At 71.6% G+C, this 21,305-nt stretch carries 22 protein-coding genes and 1 tRNA gene; 12 read left to right on the top strand and 11 right to left on the bottom strand.

Annotated features, from left to right (window positions below; genetic code table 11):
• The coding region (locus tag HEQ75_RS23085; RefSeq protein WP_209318726.1) for a hypothetical protein at window positions 1–394 on the bottom strand (394 nt) is incomplete at its 3' end.
• Between the two features lie 319 nt (window positions 395–713).
• On the opposite strand from HEQ75_RS23085, the gene HEQ75_RS23080 reads away from it, so the two are divergent.
• From HEQ75_RS23080 to HEQ75_RS23060, 5 genes are read left to right on the top strand one after another with little or no spacing between them, the layout of a single operon-like run.
• On the top strand, window positions 714–2,558 hold the full coding sequence (locus HEQ75_RS23080) for a GAF domain-containing protein (RefSeq protein WP_168034483.1): 1,845 nt from the start codon (window positions 714–716) through the stop codon (window positions 2,556–2,558).
• Between the two features lie 13 nt (window positions 2,559–2,571).
• Window positions 2,572–2,883: an STAS domain-containing protein gene (locus HEQ75_RS23075; RefSeq protein WP_168034482.1), complete on the top strand. Its 312-nt coding sequence runs from the start codon at window positions 2,572–2,574 to the stop codon at window positions 2,881–2,883.
• A gap of 17 nt (window positions 2,884–2,900) precedes the next feature.
• On the top strand, window positions 2,901–3,818 hold the full coding sequence (locus HEQ75_RS23070; protein ID WP_168034481.1) for a methyl-accepting chemotaxis protein: 918 nt from the start codon (window positions 2,901–2,903) through the stop codon (window positions 3,816–3,818).
• Window positions 3,818–4,438, top strand: coding sequence for a biliverdin-producing heme oxygenase (locus HEQ75_RS23065; protein ID WP_209318725.1), 621 nt, complete (start codon window positions 3,818–3,820; stop codon window positions 4,436–4,438). The genes HEQ75_RS23070 and HEQ75_RS23065 overlap by 1 nt, the downstream gene beginning before the upstream one ends.
• A gap of 11 nt (window positions 4,439–4,449) precedes the next feature.
• Window positions 4,450–5,163, top strand: coding sequence for a hypothetical protein (locus HEQ75_RS23060; protein ID WP_168034479.1), 714 nt, complete (start codon window positions 4,450–4,452; stop codon window positions 5,161–5,163).
• 67 nt (window positions 5,164–5,230) lie between these two features.
• On the opposite strand, the gene HEQ75_RS23055 is transcribed toward HEQ75_RS23060, so the two are convergent.
• The 3 genes from HEQ75_RS23055 to HEQ75_RS28900 form a co-directional block, all read right to left on the bottom strand.
• Window positions 5,231–5,306, bottom strand: a tRNA-Glu gene (locus tag HEQ75_RS23055).
• A 39-nt stretch (window positions 5,307–5,345) separates the two neighbouring features.
• Window positions 5,346–5,552, bottom strand: a complete 207-nt coding sequence (locus HEQ75_RS23050) for a DUF2256 domain-containing protein (RefSeq protein ID WP_168034478.1) — start codon at window positions 5,550–5,552, stop codon at window positions 5,346–5,348.
• Complete coding sequence (locus HEQ75_RS28900; protein ID WP_328734732.1) at window positions 5,552–5,833, bottom strand: DUF6476 family protein; 282 nt, start codon at window positions 5,831–5,833, stop codon at window positions 5,552–5,554. Before HEQ75_RS28900 ends, HEQ75_RS23050 begins: the two co-directional genes overlap by 1 nt.
• 391 nt (window positions 5,834–6,224) lie before the next feature.
• Between HEQ75_RS28900 and HEQ75_RS23040 the strand changes: the two genes are divergently transcribed.
• The 5 genes from HEQ75_RS23040 to HEQ75_RS23020 all read left to right on the top strand — a co-directional run bounded on the left by HEQ75_RS23040 (window position 6,225) and on the right by HEQ75_RS23020 (window position 11,975).
• Window positions 6,225–7,193, top strand: coding sequence for a calcium-binding protein (locus HEQ75_RS23040; protein ID WP_168034477.1), 969 nt, complete (start codon window positions 6,225–6,227; stop codon window positions 7,191–7,193).
• A gap of 164 nt (window positions 7,194–7,357) precedes the next feature.
• Window positions 7,358–8,386, top strand: coding sequence for an RluA family pseudouridine synthase (locus tag HEQ75_RS23035; RefSeq protein WP_209318724.1), 1,029 nt, complete (start codon window positions 7,358–7,360; stop codon window positions 8,384–8,386).
• Between the two features lie 273 nt (window positions 8,387–8,659).
• Complete coding sequence (gene rpoH, locus HEQ75_RS23030) at window positions 8,660–9,544, top strand: RNA polymerase sigma factor RpoH (protein WP_209318723.1); 885 nt, start codon at window positions 8,660–8,662, stop codon at window positions 9,542–9,544.
• Between the two features lie 158 nt (window positions 9,545–9,702).
• Window positions 9,703–11,349: a histidine kinase famiy protein gene (locus HEQ75_RS23025; RefSeq protein WP_209318722.1), complete on the top strand. Its 1,647-nt coding sequence runs from the start codon at window positions 9,703–9,705 to the stop codon at window positions 11,347–11,349.
• A gap of 98 nt (window positions 11,350–11,447) precedes the next feature.
• Window positions 11,448–11,975 (top strand): VOC family protein, encoded by a 528-nt coding sequence (locus HEQ75_RS23020; RefSeq protein ID WP_168034475.1) that lies wholly within the window; start codon window positions 11,448–11,450, stop codon window positions 11,973–11,975.
• Between the two features lie 25 nt (window positions 11,976–12,000).
• On the opposite strand, the gene HEQ75_RS23015 is transcribed toward HEQ75_RS23020, so the two are convergent.
• The 4 genes from HEQ75_RS23015 to HEQ75_RS23000 form a co-directional block, all read right to left on the bottom strand.
• Window positions 12,001–12,366 carry a cupin domain-containing protein gene (locus HEQ75_RS23015; RefSeq protein WP_168034474.1) on the bottom strand — a complete coding sequence of 122 codons (366 nt, stop codon included), beginning with the start codon at window positions 12,364–12,366 and terminating at the stop codon, window positions 12,001–12,003.
• A 20-nt stretch (window positions 12,367–12,386) separates the two neighbouring features.
• A complete protein-coding gene (locus HEQ75_RS23010; protein WP_168034473.1) occupies window positions 12,387–13,676 on the bottom strand; it encodes an adenylosuccinate synthase in 1,290 nt (429 codons plus the stop codon).
• The gene (locus tag HEQ75_RS23005) at window positions 13,658–14,824 is read right to left on the bottom strand and encodes an ATP phosphoribosyltransferase regulatory subunit (RefSeq protein WP_168034472.1); all 1,167 of its coding nucleotides are present in this window, start codon (window positions 14,822–14,824) and stop codon (window positions 13,658–13,660) included. The genes HEQ75_RS23010 and HEQ75_RS23005 overlap by 19 nt, the downstream gene beginning before the upstream one ends.
• Before the next feature lie 67 nt (window positions 14,825–14,891).
• Entirely contained in the window at window positions 14,892–15,509 is a 618-nt protein-coding gene (locus HEQ75_RS23000) for a dioxygenase family protein (protein ID WP_168034471.1), read from the bottom strand.
• 118 nt (window positions 15,510–15,627) lie between these two features.
• Here HEQ75_RS23000 and HEQ75_RS22995 point away from each other — a divergent pair, with 118 nt between their 5' ends.
• Window positions 15,628–16,164: a hypothetical protein gene (locus HEQ75_RS22995; RefSeq protein WP_168034470.1), complete on the top strand. Its 537-nt coding sequence runs from the start codon at window positions 15,628–15,630 to the stop codon at window positions 16,162–16,164.
• Between the two features lie 27 nt (window positions 16,165–16,191).
• Here the strand turns inward: HEQ75_RS22995 and HEQ75_RS22990 are convergent, their stop codons facing one another.
• The 3 genes from HEQ75_RS22990 to HEQ75_RS22980 all read right to left on the bottom strand — a co-directional run bounded on the left by HEQ75_RS22990 (window position 16,192) and on the right by HEQ75_RS22980 (window position 20,168).
• Window positions 16,192–17,322: an endonuclease/exonuclease/phosphatase family protein gene (locus HEQ75_RS22990; RefSeq protein ID WP_168034469.1), complete on the bottom strand. Its 1,131-nt coding sequence runs from the start codon at window positions 17,320–17,322 to the stop codon at window positions 16,192–16,194.
• An 87-nt stretch (window positions 17,323–17,409) separates the two neighbouring features.
• Complete coding sequence (gene serA / locus HEQ75_RS22985; RefSeq protein WP_168034468.1) at window positions 17,410–18,996, bottom strand: phosphoglycerate dehydrogenase; 1,587 nt, start codon at window positions 18,994–18,996, stop codon at window positions 17,410–17,412.
• Window positions 18,996–20,168 carry a phosphoserine transaminase gene (locus HEQ75_RS22980; RefSeq protein WP_209318721.1) on the bottom strand — a complete coding sequence of 391 codons (1,173 nt, stop codon included), beginning with the start codon at window positions 20,166–20,168 and terminating at the stop codon, window positions 18,996–18,998. The genes serA and HEQ75_RS22980 overlap by 1 nt, the downstream gene beginning before the upstream one ends.
• 138 nt (window positions 20,169–20,306) lie before the next feature.
• On the opposite strand from HEQ75_RS22980, the gene HEQ75_RS22975 reads away from it, so the two are divergent.
• Window positions 20,307–21,296 carry an AI-2E family transporter gene (locus HEQ75_RS22975; protein WP_168034467.1) on the top strand — a complete coding sequence of 330 codons (990 nt, stop codon included), beginning with the start codon at window positions 20,307–20,309 and terminating at the stop codon, window positions 21,294–21,296.
• Window positions 21,297–21,305 lie beyond the last annotated feature (9 nt).

Below are 21,305 nucleotides of genomic sequence, written 5' to 3'. Positions count from 1 at the left end.
CGTCGATGAAGCCGGCATCGGCGATGGCGACGCTGCGCGCCACCGCCGCCGGCGGATGCGGGGCGCACGCGGCCAGTGCCAGCCCATCGGCCCAGGCCAGGCGCGGCACGGCGGCGGGCGCTTCCGTGGCGGGCCAGAGCGTCAGCGCGCAATCGGCCAGCGGCGGCGCCGCGGGCTCCAGCGCCATCGCCGCCGCCAGCATGTCCCACAGCCGGGTGAAGGCGGCGCGCGCCGGGCCGAGTTCCGGCTGCAGCACTAGTTCCGGCCGCAGCCCGTCGCGCAGCGCCACCCGGCAGGGCAGCCCGGCCAGGCCGCGGAAGACCGCCGGCAGCGTCACCTCGACGCTGCCACTGCCCTTCCCGGCGGAGCGGATGCTGCGCGTGCCGAATTCCATGCCCGCCCTGGCCTTCTGCCGAAGCGGGGCGCGACGATCGCGGCCCCTAGCAGCATGGCTAGCAGCGCAGGGGTTTCGCCTTCGTGAAGAACGCCGCTGTGGCATGCTGCCGGAAGGCGCAAGGCGGAATCCTGAACATTCCCGCAATCTCCGACCAGCATTCGCGCATCTGCCGCATCCTGCGCACCATCGCAACGAAGGCTTAAGCCCCTCGCCGCCACAGTGTCGGCGCGGCGGTTCCACCCAGAAGTGGGTCCGGGCGCACCGGTGCGACGTCATGCGACACGCACCTCACGCAGCCGAGGAGGGAGTGCTGCCCATGGCAAGCATCCGAGCACATATCTGGAACGGACGGCCGGCACCCTGCGAGCATGACGACCTGCCCATCGCCCGCATCGGAACCGTTCAGCCGCATGGCGTGATGATGGTGGTGGTGCCGGAGACCGGCCTCGTCGAGCATGTCAGCGCCAATGTGGAGGAGATCCTCGGCGTGCCGGCACCGGCGGTGCTGGGCCACGCCCCCACCGTCGCCTTCCGCGATGCCGAGAGCCTGGCACGGATCGCCGAGATCCTTCGCCCCGGCCGCCGCTACTTCGACAATCCGACGCCGCTGGTCGCCAACGGAAGGCGCTTCGAGGCGATCTGCCACCTGCGCCAGGGGCGGCTGTTCCTCGAGATCGAGCCGTATGTGGATGCGGCGCACGACTACCAGACGATGGTGGCCACCGCGCTCGACGCCATCGCCCGGCAGACCACCGTGCAGGGGCTCTATGAGGCCGCGGCGCGGATGATGAACTTCGTCACGCAGTACGACCGCGTGAAGCTGTACCGCTTCCTCGCGCATGGCCACGGCGTCGTGGTCGGGGAGTTCCACGCGCCGGACAGCAAGCTGCCGGCTTCCTTCCTCGGCTACCACTTCGCCGCCTCCGACGTGCCGGAAGCGGCGAAGGAGATCCTGCGCACCGGCAAGACGCGGCAGAAGCCGACGCAGCGCGGCTCCGTCCCGCTGCTGACGCTGGGCGCCGGCGGCGAGGCGGTGCCCAGCGGCGATGCGGTGGACATGACCGATTGCTGGCTGCGCGGCATCCACCCCTGCGACAACGGCTACAACCGCAACCTCGGCGTGGGCAGCAACATCATCTTCCCGGTCTGCATCGACAACACGGTGTGGGGCCTGTTCGTCGTGCACAATCGCGACGAGAAGTTCCTGAACTACGACAGCCGCGTGGTGATCGAGCAGCTCTCGATGATGTTCGCCAGCCGGCTGATCGAGCTGGAGGCGGTGGAAGCCCGCATCGCCGAACGCCAGCGGCTGAGCCAGGCGATGGTGGCGACGGTGGAAGGCAGCCAGACCATGCTGGCCGCCATGGCGGCGATGCGCGGGGAGCCGGTGGGCAGCGCCCGTCTGCATGCGATGCATGCCGTCTCCCGCCATGTGGCGGCGCTGGCGCCGACCTATGTCTCCATCAACGGCGTGGAGGTGGCGACCGCCGGGCGGGCGGAGGATCGCTTCGCCTCGGAATTGCTGCGGCTGGCGGATGCGGATGGCGCGGCCGTCATCCGCTCCGGCCCCGCCGGGCATGTGCATCTGGTGGGATCGACGCCGGATGCGCTGACGGTGCGCGGCATCGCGGCGATGTTCGGCAACCGCCTGCCGCCGCTCGACAGTTCCGAATGGCGCGTCTTCGCCACCGATGCGCTGGGCGACTTCGCCCCGATCGGGCCTGACCTGCGGGCGCTGGCCAGCGGCGTGCTGGCGGCGCCCATCGGCAGCCGCGGCGACATGATCCTGTGGTTCCGGCGCGAGCGCGTGGTGGACGCCACCTGGGCCGGTCGCCCGCCTTCCACGGCGGAGCTGAACAGCGAGATGATGTTCCGCCCGCGCGCCGACTTCGCCGCGCATCGCGCGCCGCTGGCCGGGGCGGCGCGGGCCTGGCTTGACCAGGAGGTGCTGCTGGCCGCGCAATTCGCCAGCGCCATCGGCGATGTCTGGCAGCGCGCGCAGCGCGGTGTCGCCACCGCCACGCCGGCCACCGAACTGCCGGGCGATCCGGTGGTGGTGGACCAGCGGGCCGATGCCGACCACCCGGTCTCCCGCACCGCGGGCAGCCTGGCGGTCGCCCTGCCTTCAGCGGCGGCCAGCCGCTGGAACTCCGTGGCCTGAGGGGGCGATAGCCATGTCGATCAATGTCTCGATCCAGGCCCAGGGCGCCCAGGCCTCGGTCACCCTGCGCGGCGTGCTGGACAGCATGAGCCAGGCGACGCTGAAGCAGCAACTGGAGCCGGTGCTGGCGAATGCCGGCGTCACGCAGATCCGGCTCGACTTCTCTGGCGTGCAGAGCATGGAGGCCGCCAGCGCCGGCATGCTGATGATGCTGACCCACACGGCGAAGTCGCGCAACAAGACGGTCGGGATCGTCAACGCCAACCCCGCCGTGCTGTCGCTGATGCACAAGGCCAATCTGGGCAAGGTCATCCAGATCCAGTAGCCGGAGGAAAGCGTGTGATGAGTGGCACGGACGTCGTGCAGGATGGCGGGGCAAAAGCCCCGCCGAACGACCGCCGCGGCCTGCCGCGCGCGGAGGGCGAGAAGGATTTGAGCCGGCTCGACTTCCTCTCCGCGCGCGTGCTGGACGAATGCGAGGTGATCCGCGCGGCGGGCGGCAAGCTGTCCAACACCCTCGAAGGCACGATGATGGAGGCCTGCTCGCTTTCCGTCAGCGCGGCCGAGACCTCGGACTTCCTGCAGCGTTCGCAGCAGGCCGGCGAGGCGCTGCTGGCGGCGACGCGGGAGATGACGGGGCTGACGGACGCGGCGCGCCGGCAATCGGCGGAGGCGCAGACCCGTGCGGCGGATGGCGCCGGCTCGATCGAGGCCCTGGTCGGCACCTTCGCCACCATCGGCGATTTCCTGCGCGGCATCACCCGCATCTCGCAGCAGACCAACCTGCTGTCGCTGAATGCGCGGATCGAGGCGACGCGGGCCGGGCAGCATGGCGCCGGCTTCGCGGTGATCGCGCAGGAGGTGAAGGTGCTGGCCGGGGAGGCCGGGACGCTCAGCGCCAATATCGAGACCCGGCTGCGCGACCTGGTTGCCGCCACGCGCGGCGTGCAGGCGAATTTCAGCGCCATCGTGGAAGCGGTGCACGGCGCGACCGCGACGCTGGCCGACCTGCTGGCACGGCAGCGCATGCTGGCGGAACAGATCGGCGATGGCTGCCAGCAGACGGTGGAAGCGGCCGGCATGATGTCCGGCGTGAACGACACGATCAACCGCATGCAGGCCGCGATCAGCGAGACCGGCGAGGCCTATGTGCAGCTCACCCGTTCGCTGGATACGCTGACCGTCTCGGCGGAAGGCGTGGTGCGCAACCGGGAAGGTCTGCTGACGGCGCAGATCGAGACGCAGAAGGCGCTGGCATGATGTCGATGGCGGTGGCGGAACGGCTTGCGCCCCGGCCCGAGGCGGCGGCCGAGACCTCGCTGGCGGCGCGTCTGCGGCGGGAGACGCGCGACCTGCATGACCGGATCGAGGCCAACCACCGCTTCGCCCGGCTGATGGCGCCGGACCTGACGCGCGGGGAGTATCGCGGCCTGGTCGCCCGGCTGCATGGCCACCATGCGCCGCTGGAGGAGGCCCTGCTGCCGCTGCTGCCGGCGGCCTTCCAGCCGGAGCGCCGCCTGCCGCGGCGCGCGCTGCTGCGGGCCGACCTGCGCGCGCTGGGGCTGGCGGAGGCGGCGATCGACGCCCTGCCGCAATGCCAGGCCTATCGGTTCCGCACCCCGGCACAGGCGCTGGGCGCGCTGTATGTGCTGGAGGGTGCGGGGCTGGGCGGGCAGGTGATCGCGCGCCACCTGGCGGCCACGCTGCGCCTCGGCCCGGAGGAGGGCACTGCCGCGCTGGTGCCGCATGGTGCGGAAACGGGCGCGCTGTGGCGGCAGTTCCGCCTGGCGCTGGACGGGGCAGCGGTGGAGGCGGCGGCGGTGGTGGAAGCGGCGCGCTTCACCTTCACGACGCTGGACCGCTGGATGGCAGAGGGCTGAGCCGGCCGGCCATGACGCTGATCCGCCGCCTGGACGAGACGGCGCAGGCGCTGGCCGAGGCGCTGCCCGGCGCCGCGGGCGCCCGCATCCTGCCGGTGCCGGACTGGTTGCAGCGCGCCGGTCAGGAGGGCACGCTGCGGCGGCCCCTCGCCTGGCGCAACACCGTGCTCGCCACCGCGACGCTGCGCCGGCTGCATGTCGAATACTTCGCCATTCCGGGGGAGATCGCGGTGCTGCATGTCTGCGCCTTCCCGCATCTGGACCGCGCCCTGCCGATCTTCGGCTTCGACGTGATCGCCGGGCGCGACCGCGCCACCGGCTGCTTCCTGGACCTGTCGCCCAGCGTGCCGGAGGCGGAGGCGATGGTCGCCGCCTGGGGCGGGCGGGCAGCGGCGCGGCTGCCGTCGCTCGGCCTGCAGCGCAGCCTGCCGGAGTGGACCGCCATCTTCTCGCCGCAGGCGGTGGCGGTGCGCCCGGCCGATGTGGCCGGCTTCGACGCCGGGCTGGATTTCGGGCGGGAGAGCCTGGCGATGCTGCTGGCGGCGGAAGCGCCCAGGCTGCAGGAGACCACGGCGATGGCGGCGGCGCAGCGCCGCTATGTGGAAGCGCAGCGCCGCAACGACCGCACCCGCCGCATGCTCGCCGGCTGCATCGGCACCGCGCTGGCGGATGCCTTCATCGCGACATGCCTGTTCCCGCTGCCGCCGGCCATGGCGGAGGGCTGAGATGGATGGCGAAAGGCGTGCGCTGGGTGGAAGGCGAGGAGCCCCCGCGTGTCCGCCGAGGAGAAAGTGGCGTCCCCTAGGGGATTCGAACCCCTGTTACCGCCGTGAGAGGGCGGTGTCCTAGGCCTCTAGACGAAGGGGACCCAGACAACCCGCGGCCGCCGAAGCGTCGCGAGGCGCGCTCAATAGCCTCCGGGCGGGATCGGATCAAGCGGCCCGGCGGAGGTTTTTCGCGCCGCCTTCGCCACCGCCGGCCGCCGGCCTTCGCGGCAGGCGTCGGAACAGAACCGCACGCTGTCCCAGTCGCGCGCCCATTTCTTCCGCCAGGCGAAGGGCCGGGCGCAATGGGCGCAGGTCTTCTGCGGCAGGTTGGGCTTGCGGTGCGCCATCACTCGGCCGCGCGCAATTCGCCCACCACGCGGCCACGGCGGGGCTCCAGCAGCAGCAGCCGCTCCGTCCCATCCGGCCGCGCCACCAGCACGGCGATCCGCCCTTCCGCCGCGGCCACGGACAGCATGCGTGTGCCCGCCGGTTGCCCGAGCGACGCCGGGGGCAGCGCCGCCTCGCCGGCCGCCCCGCCCATGCGCTGGACGAGAACCACAACCAGGCCCACCGTGCCCAGCACGATCAGAACCCCCATCACGCCAACCAGCCATTTGAGCGCCGCCACGCAACCTCCCCTTCCACCGGACCACCGCTCACGCGAAACGCGCGAGATCTTCGCCCCGCCCGACGCCGCCGGCCCGCATGCCGACCGCTTCCTGACGGATGCGATAGGCGGGCTGTCGCGGTCCCGGGTCAAGGCTCTCATCGAAGCCGGCCTGGCCAGCCGCAGCGGCGTGCGGGTGCAGGAAGAGACCCCAGACAACCCGCGGCATCCGACGGACACCTGGAACGCTGAGCGCCCCGGCAGCGCGGCATCAAGCGTTGGGATACGCCTTTCCCGGCAAGATGCGCCATCGGCATAGGTAAATCCTCGCCTGCCCATCGGCAGAATTGACTGGTGACGCAGCGTGACATGTTTCACGAAGGGACGCCGAAGCAACCGGAAAGGAGGCACCATGACCCGGGCCAGACCCATGCCGCTTGCCGACTTGCACCTCGACGCCATCGTCGGTGGGGCGCTTGTCGGCGGCAATGCGGGGACGGATACGATCAATGGCGGAAGCGGGCATGACGTGCTGCTCGGCCGGGCCGGCGACGATGCGCTGCAGGGCGATTCCGGCAATGACCGGCTGGATGGCAGCGATGGCAACGACGTCCTCCTGGGTGGCGCAGGCCATGACACGCTGCTGGGCGGCCAGGGCAACGACCTGTCGAACGGCGGCAGCGGCAACGACCTGATCCTCGGCCATGCCGGGCATGACACGCTGCAAGGTGGTTTGGGCTCGGACCGCCTTTTCGGCGGTGCCGGTCGCGATGAGATCGATGGCGGAAACGGCAATGATCTCGTCTGGGGCGATGCCGGGGATGACAGCCTGAGCGGCGGCGCCGGCAATGACGAGATGGGCGGCGGCTATGGCAACGACACCATCGCGGGGGGCCTGGGGCGCGACCTGATCTCCGGCGATGCCGGGCGCGACAGTCTGTTGGGCGGCAGCGGCAACGACACGCTCCTGGGTGGCGATGGCGACGACACGCTCTCCGGTGGAACGGGCAACGATTATCTGGATGGTGGCTCTGGGTACGACAACTATGTCTGGTACGTCGGTGACGGCAACGACACCGTGATCGGCAGCACCGCGGCCGATATCGATTGCCTGTCCATCGACGCGCCGCCTGGCGAACCGCCGGTCACCGTGGCGGAACTGATTGCCGGCCTGAAATTCGACGACGCCTCCTCAACCAGCGCCATGTTCACCACCCACGTCGACAGCGAGACGCGATACGCCGTGGACTATGACGGCCTCGCCTTCACCGATGGGACCTATATCACGCTGGAATCCGGAACCCTGACGATCCGTGGCCAGACGATCCACTTTACCAACCTGACCGGAATCTACCTGACCGGGAGTTCCAAGATACGGTGAAGCGTCCCTGCGCGCCGGCCAATGACGGCATCCGCGTGCCGGCAGGGTGGCCGAGTGTCGCCGGCGGCGACTCCGCACCACACGCCGCCCTTGCACTGGACGGGAATGCCAGGCAGGCCCACCGTGACCGGGACGAGCAACTCCCTTCAACCCCGACGAAGCCATTGGGCGCCGCCACGCAAACCCCCCTTCCCGACCCGGCCACCGGGTCCACCCATGAAGTCCTGGCGCCGCCGGAGGCTGCCGGCCTGCGCGCCGACCGCTTCCTGACCGATTCGCTGAGCGCGGCGACGAATGGTCTCTCTCGCTCCCGGGTCAAGGCTCTCATCGAAGCCGGCCAGGCCAGCCGCGGCGGCGTGCGGGTGCACGACCCGGCCGAGCCGGTGAGGCCGGGCGAAGTGTATGCCCTGCACCTGCCGCCGCCGGAGGATGCGCAGCCGCAGCCGCAGGCCATCCCGCTGGCCGTGCTGTTCGAGGACCGGCACCTGATCGTGCTGGACAAGCCGGCTGGCCTGGTCGTCCACCCCGCCCCCGGCAACCTGGACGGCACGCTGGTGAACGCCGTGCTGGCCCATGCGGCGGAGGACCTGACCGGCATCGGCGGGGAAAAGCGGCCGGGCATCGTGCACCGGCTGGACAAGGACACCTCCGGCGTCATGGTCGTGGCGAAGTCCGAACGCGCGCATACGGCGCTGTCCGAGGCCTTCGCGAATCGGGACCTGGACCGGGAATACCTGGCGCTGGCCTGGGGCCTGCCCAGCCCGCTGGCCGGGGAGATCACCGGCGACATCGGCCGCCACCCGATGGACCGCAAGCGGATGGCCGTGGTCACGCGCAACGGCAAGCACGCGCTGACGCGCTATCGCACCGAACGCGCCTTCGGCACCGCCTGCGCCCTGCTGCGCTGCCGCCTGGCCACCGGGCGGACGCACCAGATCCGCGTCCACCTGGCGCATATCGGCCACCCGCTGGTGGGCGACCCGGTCTATCTGCGCCGGGCGCCCGCCACGGCGCGTAACCTTCCCGCGGCCACGCGCGAAGCCCTGTTGGATTTCCCCCGGCAGGCGCTGCACGCCGCCACGCTGGGCTTCCGGCACCCGGTGACCGGGGAGGCACTGTCCTTCTCGGCGCCGCTGCCGGCGGATCTGGCGGGGTTGCTGCAGCGGCTGGAGGCAGATGTTACCGGGAGGTAACCAAACGTAAACCTACCTTGCGGGTCGGTTTTTCTTGATCCCGACCCGCTTTGGTTCTAAAACAGGCCCAAGCCATCGTCGGGTGGGTGCCGCTTTGTGCCCCCCGGCCCCAGGGTTCAAGACCCGGCCAGGAGCGCCCCCCATGGATCACCCCGTCGTGACCGGGTTGACCATGGAAAGGGAGGGCCCGCGCGACGTTGGCAGAACAGCACAGGCGCCTCGGAGCCCCGCCGTCACGGGGGGCACCAGGCGACGAAGGAGGCAGTTCTCACCATGGCTTCCACTTTGAGCATCCCGATGGCCCCCGAGGGCAACCTGTCCCGGTACCTCCAGGACATCCGCAAGTTTCCCATGCTGACGCCGGAGGAGGAGTACAACCTCTCCAAGCGCTGGAAGGAGGAGGGTGACGAGCCCGCCGCCCATCGCCTGGTGACCTCCCACCTCCGCCTCGTTGCCAAGATCGCCATGGGCTACCGCGGCTACGGCCTGCCGGTCGGCGAGCTGATCAGCGAGGGCAATGTCGGCATGATGCAGGCCGTCAAGCGCTTCGACCCGGACCGCGGCTTCCGCCTGGCGACCTACGCCATGTGGTGGATCCGTGCGGCGATACAGGAATACATCCTGCACAGCTGGTCGCTGGTGAAGATGGGCACGACGGCCGCCCAGAAGAAGCTGTTCTTCAACCTTCGCCGGCTCAAGGGCCAGATGGCGGCGCTGGAGGATGGCGACCTGAAGCCGGAGCAGGTGGAGAAGATCGCCCGCGTCCTGCAGGTGCCGGAACAGGATGTGGTGTCCATGAACCGCCGCCTGGCTTCGCCCGACAACAGCCTGAACGCCCCCGTCCGTGCCGATTCGGATGGCGAATGGCAGGATTGGCTGGTGGATGACGGCGACAGCCAGGAGACCGAGCTGGCGGAGCGGGAGGACATGTCCAACCGCCGCGAACTGCTCGGCGAGGCGCTGAAGACGCTGAACGACCGGGAACGCCACATCCTGATCGAGCGGCGCCTGAAGGACGAGCCGACGACGCTGGAGGAACTCTCCCAGCAGTACAACATCAGCCGCGAGCGCGTGCGCCAGATCGAGGTGCGCGCCTTCGAGAAGCTGCAGAAGAGCATGAAGACCCAGATCGTCGAGCGGCGTCTCGGCGCCGTCTGATCCGGGCCATGACCTGCTGATCCGGCAAGGGGCGCCCGGCTGGCCGGGCGCCCCTTTTCGCGCCGCGCAGCAGCGGCGGCCGCGCGGTCGATTTCCCGCGCGCGGCGGAACTTCCAGGGCGATTGCCGCTTCGTCCCATCGTGACCTCAACGGACCCGTTGCCGGCCCTTCCGGCCCCCGGCAAGCCCGACTGCGACCGCACGCACCCGGCGGCGGACCTGCCCCCGACGCCGCCCGCGCGCCAGGACGTGTTCTTCGCGGCCATCGAGATGACGCGCATGCCGATGATCGTCACGGACCCGAACCTGCCGGACAACCCGGTGGTCTTCGCCAATCCCGCCTTCCAGCAGATGACCGGCTTCGCGATGGAGGAGGTGCTGGGCCGCAACTGCCGCTTCATGCAGGGCTCTGGCACGGACCGGAACGCGGTGCGCCAGATCCGCGAAGCCATCGCGGCCCGAACCGACATCGCGGTGGAGATCCTGAACTACCGCAAGGACGGGGTCGCCTTCTGGAACGCCCTGTTCGTCAGCCCGGTCTTCGGCTGCAACGGCGAGCTTCTGTACTATTTCGGCAGCCAGCTCGACGTCTCGCGCCGGCGGGAGGCGGAGATGGCGCTGCGCCGGGCGCAGCGGCTGGAAGCGCTCGGCCAGCTGACCGGCGGCGTGGCGCATGATTTCAACAACCTGCTGCAGGTGATGGTCGGCTCGCTCGAAATGCTGCGGCCGCTGGTCGAGGCAGCGGACAATCCGCGCGTCCGGCGGCGCCACGAAGGGGCGCTGGAGGCGGCCCGCCGCGGCGCCAGCCTGACCCGCCAGCTTCTCGCCTTCGCCCGCCGGCAGCGCCTGGAGGAGCGGCCCATCGACCTCAACGCCGCCCTGCAGGGGCTTGCGGAGCTGCTGCAGCGGGCCCTGGGCGGCACCGGGTTGCGGCTGCGGCTGGCGCCGGGGCTGCGGCCGGTACGGCTGGATCCGGGGCAGTTGGAAGCCGCGCTGCTCAACCTGATGTTCAATGCCCGCGCCGCCATGCCCGGGCCGGGCGAGGTGGTCGTGGCCACCCGGCTGCTGCCGCAGGCCGCGGTTGCGGACATTCCGCCCGAAGATCTGGCGGCGGCCCCGCATGGCTTCCTGGAGCTCTCGGTGCGGGACGCCGGCAGCGGCATCGCGCCGGCGATCCTGGACCGCGTGACGGAGCCCTTCTTCACGACGCGGGAGGTCGGCCAGGGCTCCGGCCTCGGGCTGGCGCAGGTCTATGGCTTCGTCCGGCAATCCGGCGGCCACCTGCAGATCGAAAGCGCGGAAGGCGCGGGCACCACCGTGCGGCTGCGCTTCCCGGCGCTGGCCGGGGATGCGCCCATCCCCGCCCCGCCGGCGAAGCCCGCGGAGCCGGAGGGCGAGCCGCTCGGCCGCGGGGAATGCATCCTGGTGGTGGACGACAATGCGGAGGTGCTGGATCTCGCCGCCGCGCTGCTGCAGGATCTGGGCTATCGGGTGGAGACCGCGACCGACGGCCCTTCCGCCCTGGCGCTGATCGCCGATCCGGCGCGGCATTTCGACCTGCTGTTCAGCGACGTGGTGATGCCGGGCGGCCTGAACGGCATCACCCTGGGCGGCGAGGCGCGGCGGCGCCATCCGGGAATGCGCGTGCTGCTCTCCACCGGCTTCGTCGACCCGCGCGACGAGGCGGCCAGCGGCGGCATCCAACCGCATGGCTTTCCGGTGATGCAGAAGCCCTACCAGCGGGCGGAGGTGGCACGCCGGGTCCGTCGCACGCTGGATGAGCCGGTCGCCCCGCCGGATGGTTGAACCGTCATCATTGGGGGCGATGGGCCGCATCCCCGGTCTGGATTGGACCCGGGCGCCGGGCATGCGCATCTTGCGGGCACAGAAGACAGGAGGTCGCCATGTCCGCCATCATCGAGACCACGGAGGCCGGGCCGCAGGCCACCGGCTACACCATCCCCGCCGGCACCCGCATCGGCCATGTCCACCTGAAGGTGGCGGAGCTGGAGCGCAGCCTTGCCTTCTGGCGGGACATACTGGGGCTGGAAGTGCAGCAGCGCATGGGCCAGCAGGCCGTGTTCCTCTCGGCCGGCGGCTACCACCATCACATCGCGCTGAACACCTGGGAGAGCGCCGGCGGCAGCCCGCCCGGTTTCGGCACCACCGGGCTGTACCACGTGGCGCTGCTGTACCCGGACCGCCTGGCCCTGGCCGGCGCCCTGAAGCGCCTCGTCGCAGCCGGCTGGCCGCTGGAGGGCGCCAGCGACCATGGCGTGTCGGAGGCGCTGTACCTGCGCGACCCGGACGGCAATGGCGTGGAGCTTTACCGGGACCGGCCGCGCGAGGAATGGCCGCGCGAGCCGGACGGCAAGCTGGGCATGTGCACCAAGCGGCTGAACCTGCAGGCCCTGCTGGCCGAGGCCGGCTGAGGGCCGCGGCCCGGGGGCCGGGGCTTCAGCCGAAGCCCTTGCCCTGCTTGCGGTAGGCCTCGCGCGGCGGGGCGAAGATATCCAGCACCCGGCAGCCTTCCGGCCCGGCCCGCATGGTGTGCGGCACCCCGCCCGGGGTGCGCCAGAAATCGCCCTTCTTCACGGCGATCTCCTCGCCGCCCTGGAAGCGCACGGCGCTGCCTTCCAGCAGCACGCCCCATTGTTCCTCCGGATGGTCGTGCATGGTGCCGATGGCGCCCGGCGCGATGCTGACGACGGAAAGCATGGCATGCTCGCCCGGGAAGATGCGGGTGGTGACGCCGGGCGCGAGTTCCCGCGCCAGGCCGGACGTCTCGTCGTCCAGGTTGTGGAATTCCTCGGCCTGGCTCATCGCTGGATCCCCCCTTCCCCTCAGCCCGCGAAAGGATCGCGCAGCATGATCGTATCGTCGCGGTCCGGGCTGGTGGACAGCAGCACCACCGGCGCCTCCACCAGTTCCTCGATCCGGCGGACATACTTCACCGCCTCGGCCGGCAGTTCGGCATAGCTGCGGGCACCGCGGGTGGAGGCCGACCAGCCGGTCAGCACCTCCCACACCGGCTCCGCCCTCTCCTGCGCCGCGATCGAGGCCGGCAGGCGGTTCACCACCTGGCCATCCACCCTGTAGCCGGTGCAGATGCGAAGCTCCTTCATGCCGTCCAGCACGTCGAGCTTGGTCAGCACCAGGCCCTCCACGCCGCCCACCTTCACCGCCTGGCGCACCATGCAGGCATCGAACCAGCCGCAGCGGCGCGGCCGCCCGGTGACGGTGCCGAATTCATGGCCGCGCTCGCCCAGCAGGCGGCCCGTCTCGTCCTTCAGCTCGGTCGGAAAGGGGCCGGAGCCGACGCGGGTGGTGTAGGCCTTGGCGATGCCCAGCACATAGCCGATCTGCTTCGGCCCGACGCCCGACCCCGCCGCCGCATTGCCGGCCACGGTGTTGGAGGAGGTGACATAGGGGTAGGTGCCGTGGTCGACATCCAGCATCACCGCCTGCGCGCCCTCGAACAGCACGCGCTTGCCGGCGTGGTGCGCCGCGTCCAGCAACTGCCAGACCGGTTCGCTGAACGGCAGCAATTGCGGCGCCAGTTCCAGCAGCCGGTCCAGCAGCGCCTGCTTCTCGAAAGTTGCGGCACCAAGGCCCTTCAGCAGCGTGTTGTGGTGCAGCAGCAGCTCGTCCAGCTTGGCCGAGAGCAGCTCCGGCTCCGCCAGGTCGGACAGGCGAATGGCGCGCCGCGCCACCTTGTCCTCATAGGCCGGGCCGATGCCGCGCCCGGTGGTGCCGATGGCCGAGGCGCCGCGCGCCACCTCCCGCGCCTTGTCCAGCGCCGGATGCAGCGGCAGGATCAGCGGCACGTTCTCGGCGATGCGGAGATTCTCCGGCGTCACCTTCAGCCCCTGGGCGGTGACCTTGGCGATCTCCGCCAGCAGATGCTCCGGATCCAGCACCACGCCATTGCCGATGACGCCCAGCTTGCCGCGCACCACGCCGGAGGGCAGCAGGGAAAGCTTGTAGACCTGATTGCCCACCACCAGCGTATGGCCGGCATTATGGCCGCCCTGGAAGCGCACGACGATGTCGGCCCGGCTGGCCAGCCAGTCCACCACCTTGCCCTTGCCCTCGTCGCCCCATTGGGCGCCGATCACCGCGACATTGGCCATCGCTCGCTCTCCACCACCGGCACCAGGCGGCCGGCCCCATCCAGTTCATGCGTGCAGCGCAGGGATTGCGCGGTATCCGTCGGCACCAGCCGCGCCAGGGTGGCGTGGCCTTCCGCCCGCAGCGCCGCGGCGCGGGCGGCGTCGGTGCCCTCGCCCAGGAAGATCCGCAGCCGGGTGGCCGGCGCCGGTACGGCGCGCAGCACGGCGTCGGGGTACAGCGTCATGCCCGTGGCCGGTTCCTCACCGGAGAGGTAGCGGCCGCCGCGCGCCAGCTCCCCCACCCGGCCGGGGCCGTAGATCGTGAAGGCGACGCCGGTGTGGTAGCGGAAGCCGCGGAATTCCACCGGGTCCAGCGTGATGCGCAGGCCCGGCGCGGCGGCGCGCACCGCGGCCACCACGGCCGCCGCATGGTCGGCGATGGCGCGCGCCGCCGGCGGCAGATCCTGTTCGGCCAGCACCGCCAACGCGCCCTCCGCCGGGCCCGCCGCGGCCAGCAGCGCCGGCAGCAGCAGCGCCGCGCCGCCCGCGCGCCCGGCATGCTCGGCCACCGCGGCCGCATCCTTGCGGTCCAGCGCGCGGGCCAGGCGGCGCCGATCCTCGCCCTCCACCCCCGCCGCATCCAGCAGCGCCGGCGCCAGCCGCGGCAGGGTGATGTCCAGCGAGGCCCCGAGGATGCCGACCGCGCCCAGCGCTTCCGCCGCCACCGCCGCCACCTCCGCATCCGCCGCGGCGGATTCGGCGCCAATCAGCTCGATGCCCGCCTGCGGCAATTGCCTTGCGGGGGCCAGCTGCGTGCCCTGCACGCGCAGCACCTGGCCGGCATAGCTCAGCCGCAGCGGGCGCGGGATGCGGGCCAGCCGGGTGGCCGCGATGCGCGCCACCTGCGGCGTGGTATCCGCGCGCAACCCCATCATCCGGTGGCTCACCGGGTCCATCAGCCGGAAGGTCTGTTCCGCCACCGCGGCGCCGGAGCCGGCGAGCAGCGAATCCTCGAATTCCAGCAGCGGCGGCTTCACCCGCTCATAGCCATGGCGGGCGAAGGTCTCGGCCAGGATCTCCACCAGCATGGCCTCGCGCTCCGCCTCGGGCGGCAGCACGTCGGACAGGCCAGCGGGCAACAGGGCAGGGTTCGGAGGGTCGTCGGTCATCTCGCCAGGGGCCGCGAAAGGGCGGCGCGTGTGTGGCAGGGGGCAGCCGCCACCGCAACCCCTCGGGCTACGCCAGGATGACGTCGAAGGCCGCGCTTTCGCCCTCATCGGTCGGCGACAGCCGCGCCAGCAGCAGCGCCCGGCTTTCGGCCGGCAGGCGGCGCAGCAGGCCGTCACGCGCATTGCCCGGCTCGTCCGGAAAATACACCTGCGTGGTCAGCGCCGGGCCGCCGCCGGGCGGATGCGCGCGCAGGTGGATGTGCCGGGTGCGGCCGGGATAGAGGCCGGGGCGGATGGTGCGGAAGGCATAGCGCCCGGCGCCGTCCGCGCGGGTGCGGCCATAGCCCTGGAAGCCGCCATCGCGCTGCGCCTGCCGCGCCTCCCGCGGGTGCAGGTAGATGCCCTCATGGTCGGCCTGCCAGATCTCCACCACGGCGCCGGGCAGCGCCGCGCCATCGGCACTGCGCACCAGCCCTTCCAGCAGCAGCGGCCGGCCCCGCGCCGGGCTGGCGGCACCGGCCACCTGGCGGAGGTCGGCATCGGCATCGGCGGGGATGCCGCGCGGATAGTAGGGGCCTTCCATCTGCGCCGGGGTGCGTGGCAACTCGGCGCCGGCCTCGCCCGGCCGCAGCAGCAGCGCGGGGGCCAGCAGGATCAGGCCGCGACGCGGCAGGATGGGGGGCATGGCGAGGTCTCCTTCGCGGCGCAGCAAAGCCGCGGCGCGGGCGCGGGTCACGTCACGAAGCGTGACTTGGCCGCCCACCCGCGCTGCGCCACATAGCCGGGCAAAGGAGACTCCCCCGATGCGCGCCACCCCCCTGCTGGCATTCCTTCTGCTCGCGGCCTGCGCCGATCCCGCCGCCGAGCATCTGGGCGGCTTCGGCGACCCGGTGCGCGGTGCGGCGCTGCATGCGCCCAGCCTGCTGGGCGACACCACCCGCCTCGCCGGCAACCCGGCCGCCGCCGCGCGCGCCGCGGTGCAGATGGAGGTGCTGGCGGAGGCCTTCCGCACCGACCCGCGCTGGCGCCACACCGTCTCCGGCGCCGCGCTGCACGCCACCGGCCAGGGAAGGGCGGAGCTGCGCCGGGCGCTCGGCATCGCCGAGGACGCGCCGGCCGAGGCGGTGATCGCCTCGCTCCGCGATGCCGCCGCGGCGCTGGACCAGGGCCGCCCGGCGCGGGCGGAGGCAGCGCTGACCGGGCCGGACTGGCGCCTCGGCGGCGCCGGCACCCTTGCCCGGCTGAATGCCCTGCCCCGGCTGCCCTGGGTGGAGGAAGCCGCGGCGGCGGCCTATGCGGAGATCAGGCGGCAGGATGGGCCGGGCCGCCGCGACGGCTGACCGGCCCCGGGGCGGGCCGGCCCGGCCTCAGCGCGCCGGCAGCCAGTCGAAGGCGGCGCGCACCAGGCCGTGGTCGGTCTCCGCGCGCTGCGGCTCGCTCACATGGTCGTTGTAGATCCGCATTTCCCGGAAGGCCCAAAGCCGCTTTTCGGAAAAGGCGTAGAACTGCTCCGAGACCAGCACATGGTCGATCACCTCCCGCACATTGCGGAATTCATGGGTGTAGTAGACGTCCCCCAGGCTGCGCAGCTGCTGCAGCGCGACGCTGGCATAGAGCCCGTCATCGCTGCGCTTCGCCGCGCCGCTGGCGGCGAAGAGCCGGAAGCTCGGCTGGCCGGACAGCACGGCCAGCGTGCTGGAGAACTGGCCATCGTTCAGGTCGCCCAGCACCACCACGGGCCGGTCGTTGCGGCGCATCGTGTCGTTCAGGATGACGCGCAGCGCCGCCGCCTCCGCCAGCCGCCGGATGGTGGACAGGGCGCCGCCCAGCGCCGCGGCATGCGGGCGGATCGCCGGGTCACGGTACTCGGCATCGTCCAGCCGCGTCGGCAGCTTGGATTTCAGGTGGCAGCAGAACACCTCGATCGGCGGCACCCCCGGCCGGCTGGCCGTGCCATGGCCGAGCGTGAGCTGCAGCGGGGAGCGGGAGAATTCCCGCACGATCACCTCGATCCCGTCATCCTCATGGCTCGGCAGCGTCTCCGGATCCTCCTCCGGCGGCGGGCCGGATTCGGCGGCGGCCAGGTCGGCCTGCGGCGGGTCCGCCTGGATGTCGGCCATGGAGCGCTTGCCCTTGCGCAGCCGGAAGCCTTCCGGAAAGGCCTTGTGGCGCTGCTGCGCCGTCACCTCCCAGGGCTTGCGCACGGCGGCGGCGACCGCGATGCCGTCCCAGGCGCCATCCTTGATGAAGTGCAGCGTGTAGTCCTCGGCCAGCCCGGCCTGAGCGAAGACCGCGCGCAGCGCGTCGGGCGACCAGAGCTCCTGGAAGCCGATGACATCGGCATCAAGCCGGCGCAGCGCGGCGCCGGCCCAGGCGATCTTCTCGGCGAATTCCGCCTCCGACAGCGGCCGCCCGCCGGGATACATTTCCACACCCGGCATCTGCAGGTTGTAGAGGTTGAAGGTGGCGAAGACGATGTCGCGCTGGTTGCGAGCCATTCTGCCAGTCCCCATGGCGTGGCAGCGAGGCTAGCGCGGCGCGTGTGACAGTTGCGCGCGCGCCGCGCCGGCCCGGGGCACGCCGGCTCAGAAGGCCAGCGGCGTCGCCCGCACCACCAGCGGCAGGGCGCGGACGGTGGCCAGCACCGCATCCGGCACCGGCGCGTCCAGCCCCACCAGGCAGATCGCGTCCCCGCCCGGCACGTTGCGGCCCAGGTGGAAGGTGGCGATGTTGATGCCGGCCTCCGCCAGGGTGGTGCCGAAGCGGCCGATGAAGCCGGGGCGGTCCTGGTTGGTCACATACAGCATGTGCGGCGCGAAATCGGCCTCCACCGCGATGCCCTTCACCTCCACCAGCCGCGGCTTCCCGGTGCCCACCAGCGTGCCGGCAACGGCGCGCGAGAGGCCCGGCGTCACCACCGTGACGCGCAGCAGCGTGGCATAGTCGCCCGACCGCTCCAGCACCGTCTCCGCCACCTCGATGCCGCGCTCGCGGGCCACGACCGGGGCGTTCACCATGTTCACCGCGCCCAGGATCGGCGTCAGCACGCCGGCCAGCGCGGCGGCGGTCAGCGGGCGCTGGTTCAGCTCCGCCGCCTGGCCCTCATACTCCACGCGGATCGCCTGGATCGCCTCGCCCTGCGCCGCCGTCAACTGGCCCGCCAGCGCGCCCAGCAGCCGGGCGAGTTCCATGTAGGGGCGCAGCCGCGGCGCCTCCTCCGCGGTGACGGAGGGCATGTTGATGGCGTTGGAGACGGCGCCGGTCAGCAGGAAGTCGCTCATCTGCTCGGCCACCTGCAGCGCCACATTCTCCTGCGCCTCCGCCGTGGCGGCACCCAGATGCGGGGTGCAGACCACATTCTCCAGCTCGAACAGCGGGCTGTCGGTGGCCGGCTCGGTCTCGAACACGTCCAGCGCCGCGCCGGCCAGGTGGCCGCTGGTCAGCGCCTCGGCCAGCGCCGCCTCGTCCAGCAGCCCGCCGCGGGCGCAGTTCACCACCCGCGCGCCCTTCTTCATGGCGAAGAGGCGGTCCCGGTTCAGGATGTTGCGCGTCTGCTCCGTCATCGGCGCGTGGATGCTGATGATGTCCGCCCGCGCCACCAGCGCGTCCAACTCCACCTTCTCCACCCCGATCTCCAGCGCCCGCTTCTCCGACAGGAAGGGGTCGAAGGCGATGACCTTCATGTGCAGCCCGCAGGCGCGGTTGGCGACGATGCTGCCGATATTGCCGGCGCCGATCAGCCCCAGCGTCTTGCCGGTCAGCTCCACGCCCATGAAGCGGTTCTTCTCCCACTTCCCGGCCTTGGTGGAGGCGCTGGCCTCCGGGATCTGCCGGGCCAGGGCGAACATCATCGCGATCGCATGTTCCGCCGTGGTGATGGCGTTGCCATGCGGCGTGTTCATCACCACGACGCCGCGTGCCGTGGCGGAGGAGACGTCCACATTGTCCACGCCGATGCCGGCGCGGCCCACCACCTTCAGCCGCGGCGCCACATCCAGCACTTCCCGCGTCACCTTGGTGGCGCTGCGGATCGCCAGCCCGTCATAGCCGTCGATGATCTCCCGCAGTTCGGCGGGCTTCAGGCCGGGCCTGAAGTCGGTCTCGATGCCGCGAGCCTTGAAGATGGCGATGGCGGCGGGCGAAAGCTTGTCGCTGATGAGGACCTTCGGCATCACGCGGCCACCTTGTTCAGGTCGGCGGCGACGCTCGCAAAGGCCCAGTCCAGCCAGGGCAGCAGGGCGCGGATGTCGCTCGTCTCCACCGTGGCGCCGCCCCAGATGCGCAGGCCCGGCGGGGCGTCGCGGTAATTCGCCGCGTCCAGCGCCACGCCTTCCTTCTCCAGCAGGGCGGAGAGCTTCTTCGCCGCCGCCGCCTGGCCTTCGGCATCCAGCGCGGTGAACCAGGGCGCGACGATCTTCAGGCAGATGGAGGTGCAGGACCGCGTCGCCGGCGCCTCCGCCAGGAAGGCGGCCCAGTCGCTGGCGGCGACCCAGTCGGCGATGGCGGCGAGGTTCGCTTCCGACCGCGCGACCAGGCCCTTCAGCCCGCCCACCGATTCAGCCCAGCGCAGCCCGTCCAGCGCATCCTCGACGCAGAGCATGGAGGGCGTGTTGATCGTCTCGCCCCTGAAGAGCCCCTCGTTCAGCTTGCCGTCCTTGGTCATGCGGAAAATCTTCGGCATGGGCCAGGCGGGCTTGTGGGATTCGAGCCGTGCCACGGCGCGCGGGCTGAGCGCCAGCATCCCGTGCGCCGCCTCCCCGCCCAGCACCTTCTGCCAGGACCAGGTCACCACATCCAGCTTGTGCCAGGGCAGCTCCATGGCGAAGGCGGCGGAGGTGGCATCGCAGATCGCCAGCCCCTCGCGGTCATCGGCGATGAAATCCGCATCGGCCAGCCGCACGCCGCTGGTGGTGCCGTTCCAGACGAAGACCAGGTCGCGCGCCGGGTCCACCTGCGCCAGCTCCGGCAGCCTGCCGTAGCCCGCCGCCAGCACGCGCACATCGGCCAGCTTCAGCTGCTTGGTGACATCCGTCGCCCAATCCTTGGAGAAGGATTCCCAGGCCAGGATATCGACGCCCTTCGGCCCGAGCAGCGACCACAGCGCCATCTCCACCGCCCCGGTGTCGGAGGCGGGCACGATGCCCAGCCGCCAATCCTTCGGCATCCCGAGGATGGCCTTTGACAGCTCGATGGTCTCGGCGAGCTTCGCCTTGGGATCCCGGGCGCGGTGGCTGCGGCCGAGCAACGCGCCTTCCAGCGCCGCCAGCGACCAGCCGGGTCGCTTGGCACAGGGGCCGGAGGAGAAACGGGGGTTGTTCGGACGCAGGTCCGGCTTGTCGTGCATGGCAATGGCTCCCTTCCAGAAGCGGATGCGCCCCGGTGGGGGGGCGTGGCCCACCGCCTGCCTAGACCCGGGCCGGCCGCCGCGCAAGCGTCACGCAGGCCCGCGCAACCCTCTCGCAGCCTGCGCCGTTGCAACGGCATGAACCGCGCCCCCCTGTCGATCCTGCTGCTGCTGGCCCTGCTGCTGGCCTTGCTCTGGCTGGCGCCGGACGTGCCGCTGCTGGGCTTCGGCGCGGTGCTGCTGGCTATTGCCTTTCATGCCGCGGCGCGCCCGCTGATGCGCCATGCCGGGATGAACGAGCCCACCGCGGTGCTGGTGGTGGTGGTGACCCTGGTGCTGCTGCTGGCCTTCGGTGTCTGGATGGGCGCCGGGCCGCTAGCGACCCAGGTGGCACAGCTGGCCGAGGAATTGCCGCGCAGCCTGAGCGAGGCGCGGGAGACGGTGGCGGCGCAGCCCTGGGGCCCGGCAGTGCTGAACCAGGTCGATCCGCAGCAGGCGCTGGACCGGATGCAGGGACAGGCCGTCTCCGCCGCCACCGGGACGCTCGGCGTGCTGAGCAACACGGTGCTGGTGCCGCTGCTGGCGGTCTACCTGGCGGTGTCGCCCGGCACCTACCGCAACGGGCTGGTCGCCCTGCTGGGGCCGAACACGCGCAGCGAGGCGCAGGACGCGCTGCAGGAGATGGGCCATGTGCTGCGCGGCTGGCTGCTCGGCCAGGGCTTCGCCATGACCGTCACCGGGCTGGCCATCTGGGCGGGCCTCTGGCTGATCGGCATGCCGCTGGCGCTGCCCCTGGCACTGATCGCCGCGGTGCTGGGCTTCATCCCCGTGCTGGGGCCGGTGCTGGCCGCCATCCCGGCGGTGCTGCTGGCACTGTCGCAGGACCCGTGGCTGGCGCTCTGGGTGGCCGGCGTCTTCCTCGTGGTGCAGTTCATCGAGGGCAACATCCTGACGCCCCTGGTGCAAAGCAGCGCGGCGGACCTGGCGCCCGCCCTGCTGCTGCTGGCGCAGCTGCTGATGGGCGTGCTGTTCGGCCTGATCGGCGTGGCCCTGGCGGCGCCGGGCCTGGTGGTGGCGATGGTGCTGGTCCGCCGCGGCTATATCAAGGGCTGGCTGGAACAGCGCTGACGCCGCGCC

It is taken from the genome of Falsiroseomonas selenitidurans (assembly GCF_012103215.1).
Taxonomy (GTDB): Bacteria; Pseudomonadota; Alphaproteobacteria; order Acetobacterales; family Acetobacteraceae; genus Falsiroseomonas; species Falsiroseomonas selenitidurans.
The sequence above is the reverse complement of the archived record's forward strand: the minus strand, read 5'-3'. Positions and strand labels throughout refer to the sequence as shown.

What these genes read in the sequence shown, in the direction of transcription:
- HEQ75_RS23080 (WP_168034483.1), top strand. Translation starts at nt 714, where the DNA reads ATGGCAAGCATCCGAGCACATATCTGGAACGGACGGCCGGCACCCTGC.
- HEQ75_RS23075 (WP_168034482.1), top strand. Translation starts at nt 2,572, where the DNA reads ATGTCGATCAATGTCTCGATCCAGGCCCAGGGCGCCCAGGCCTCGGTC.
- HEQ75_RS23070 (WP_168034481.1), top strand. Translation starts at nt 2,901, where the DNA reads ATGAGTGGCACGGACGTCGTGCAGGATGGCGGGGCAAAAGCCCCGCCG.
- HEQ75_RS23065 (WP_209318725.1), top strand. Translation starts at nt 3,818, where the DNA reads ATGTCGATGGCGGTGGCGGAACGGCTTGCGCCCCGGCCCGAGGCGGCG.
- HEQ75_RS23060 (WP_168034479.1), top strand. Translation starts at nt 4,450, where the DNA reads ATGACGCTGATCCGCCGCCTGGACGAGACGGCGCAGGCGCTGGCCGAG.
- HEQ75_RS23050 (WP_168034478.1), bottom strand. Translation starts at nt 5,552, where the DNA reads ATGGCGCACCGCAAGCCCAACCTGCCGCAGAAGACCTGCGCCCATTGC.
- HEQ75_RS23040 (WP_168034477.1), top strand. Translation starts at nt 6,225, where the DNA reads ATGACCCGGGCCAGACCCATGCCGCTTGCCGACTTGCACCTCGACGCC.
- rpoH (WP_209318723.1), top strand. Translation starts at nt 8,660, where the DNA reads ATGGCTTCCACTTTGAGCATCCCGATGGCCCCCGAGGGCAACCTGTCC.
- HEQ75_RS23020 (WP_168034475.1), top strand. Translation starts at nt 11,448, where the DNA reads ATGTCCGCCATCATCGAGACCACGGAGGCCGGGCCGCAGGCCACCGGC.
- HEQ75_RS23015 (WP_168034474.1), bottom strand. Translation starts at nt 12,366, where the DNA reads ATGAGCCAGGCCGAGGAATTCCACAACCTGGACGACGAGACGTCCGGC.
- HEQ75_RS23010 (WP_168034473.1), bottom strand. Translation starts at nt 13,676, where the DNA reads ATGGCCAATGTCGCGGTGATCGGCGCCCAATGGGGCGACGAGGGCAAG.
- HEQ75_RS23005 (WP_168034472.1), bottom strand. Translation starts at nt 14,824, where the DNA reads ATGACCGACGACCCTCCGAACCCTGCCCTGTTGCCCGCTGGCCTGTCC.
- HEQ75_RS23000 (WP_168034471.1), bottom strand. Translation starts at nt 15,509, where the DNA reads ATGCCCCCCATCCTGCCGCGTCGCGGCCTGATCCTGCTGGCCCCCGCG.
- HEQ75_RS22995 (WP_168034470.1), top strand. Translation starts at nt 15,628, where the DNA reads ATGCGCGCCACCCCCCTGCTGGCATTCCTTCTGCTCGCGGCCTGCGCC.
- HEQ75_RS22990 (WP_168034469.1), bottom strand. Translation starts at nt 17,322, where the DNA reads ATGGCTCGCAACCAGCGCGACATCGTCTTCGCCACCTTCAACCTCTAC.
- serA (WP_168034468.1), bottom strand. Translation starts at nt 18,996, where the DNA reads ATGCCGAAGGTCCTCATCAGCGACAAGCTTTCGCCCGCCGCCATCGCC.
- HEQ75_RS22980 (WP_209318721.1), bottom strand. Translation starts at nt 20,168, where the DNA reads ATGCACGACAAGCCGGACCTGCGTCCGAACAACCCCCGTTTCTCCTCC.
- HEQ75_RS22975 (WP_168034467.1), top strand. Translation starts at nt 20,307, where the DNA reads ATGAACCGCGCCCCCCTGTCGATCCTGCTGCTGCTGGCCCTGCTGCTG.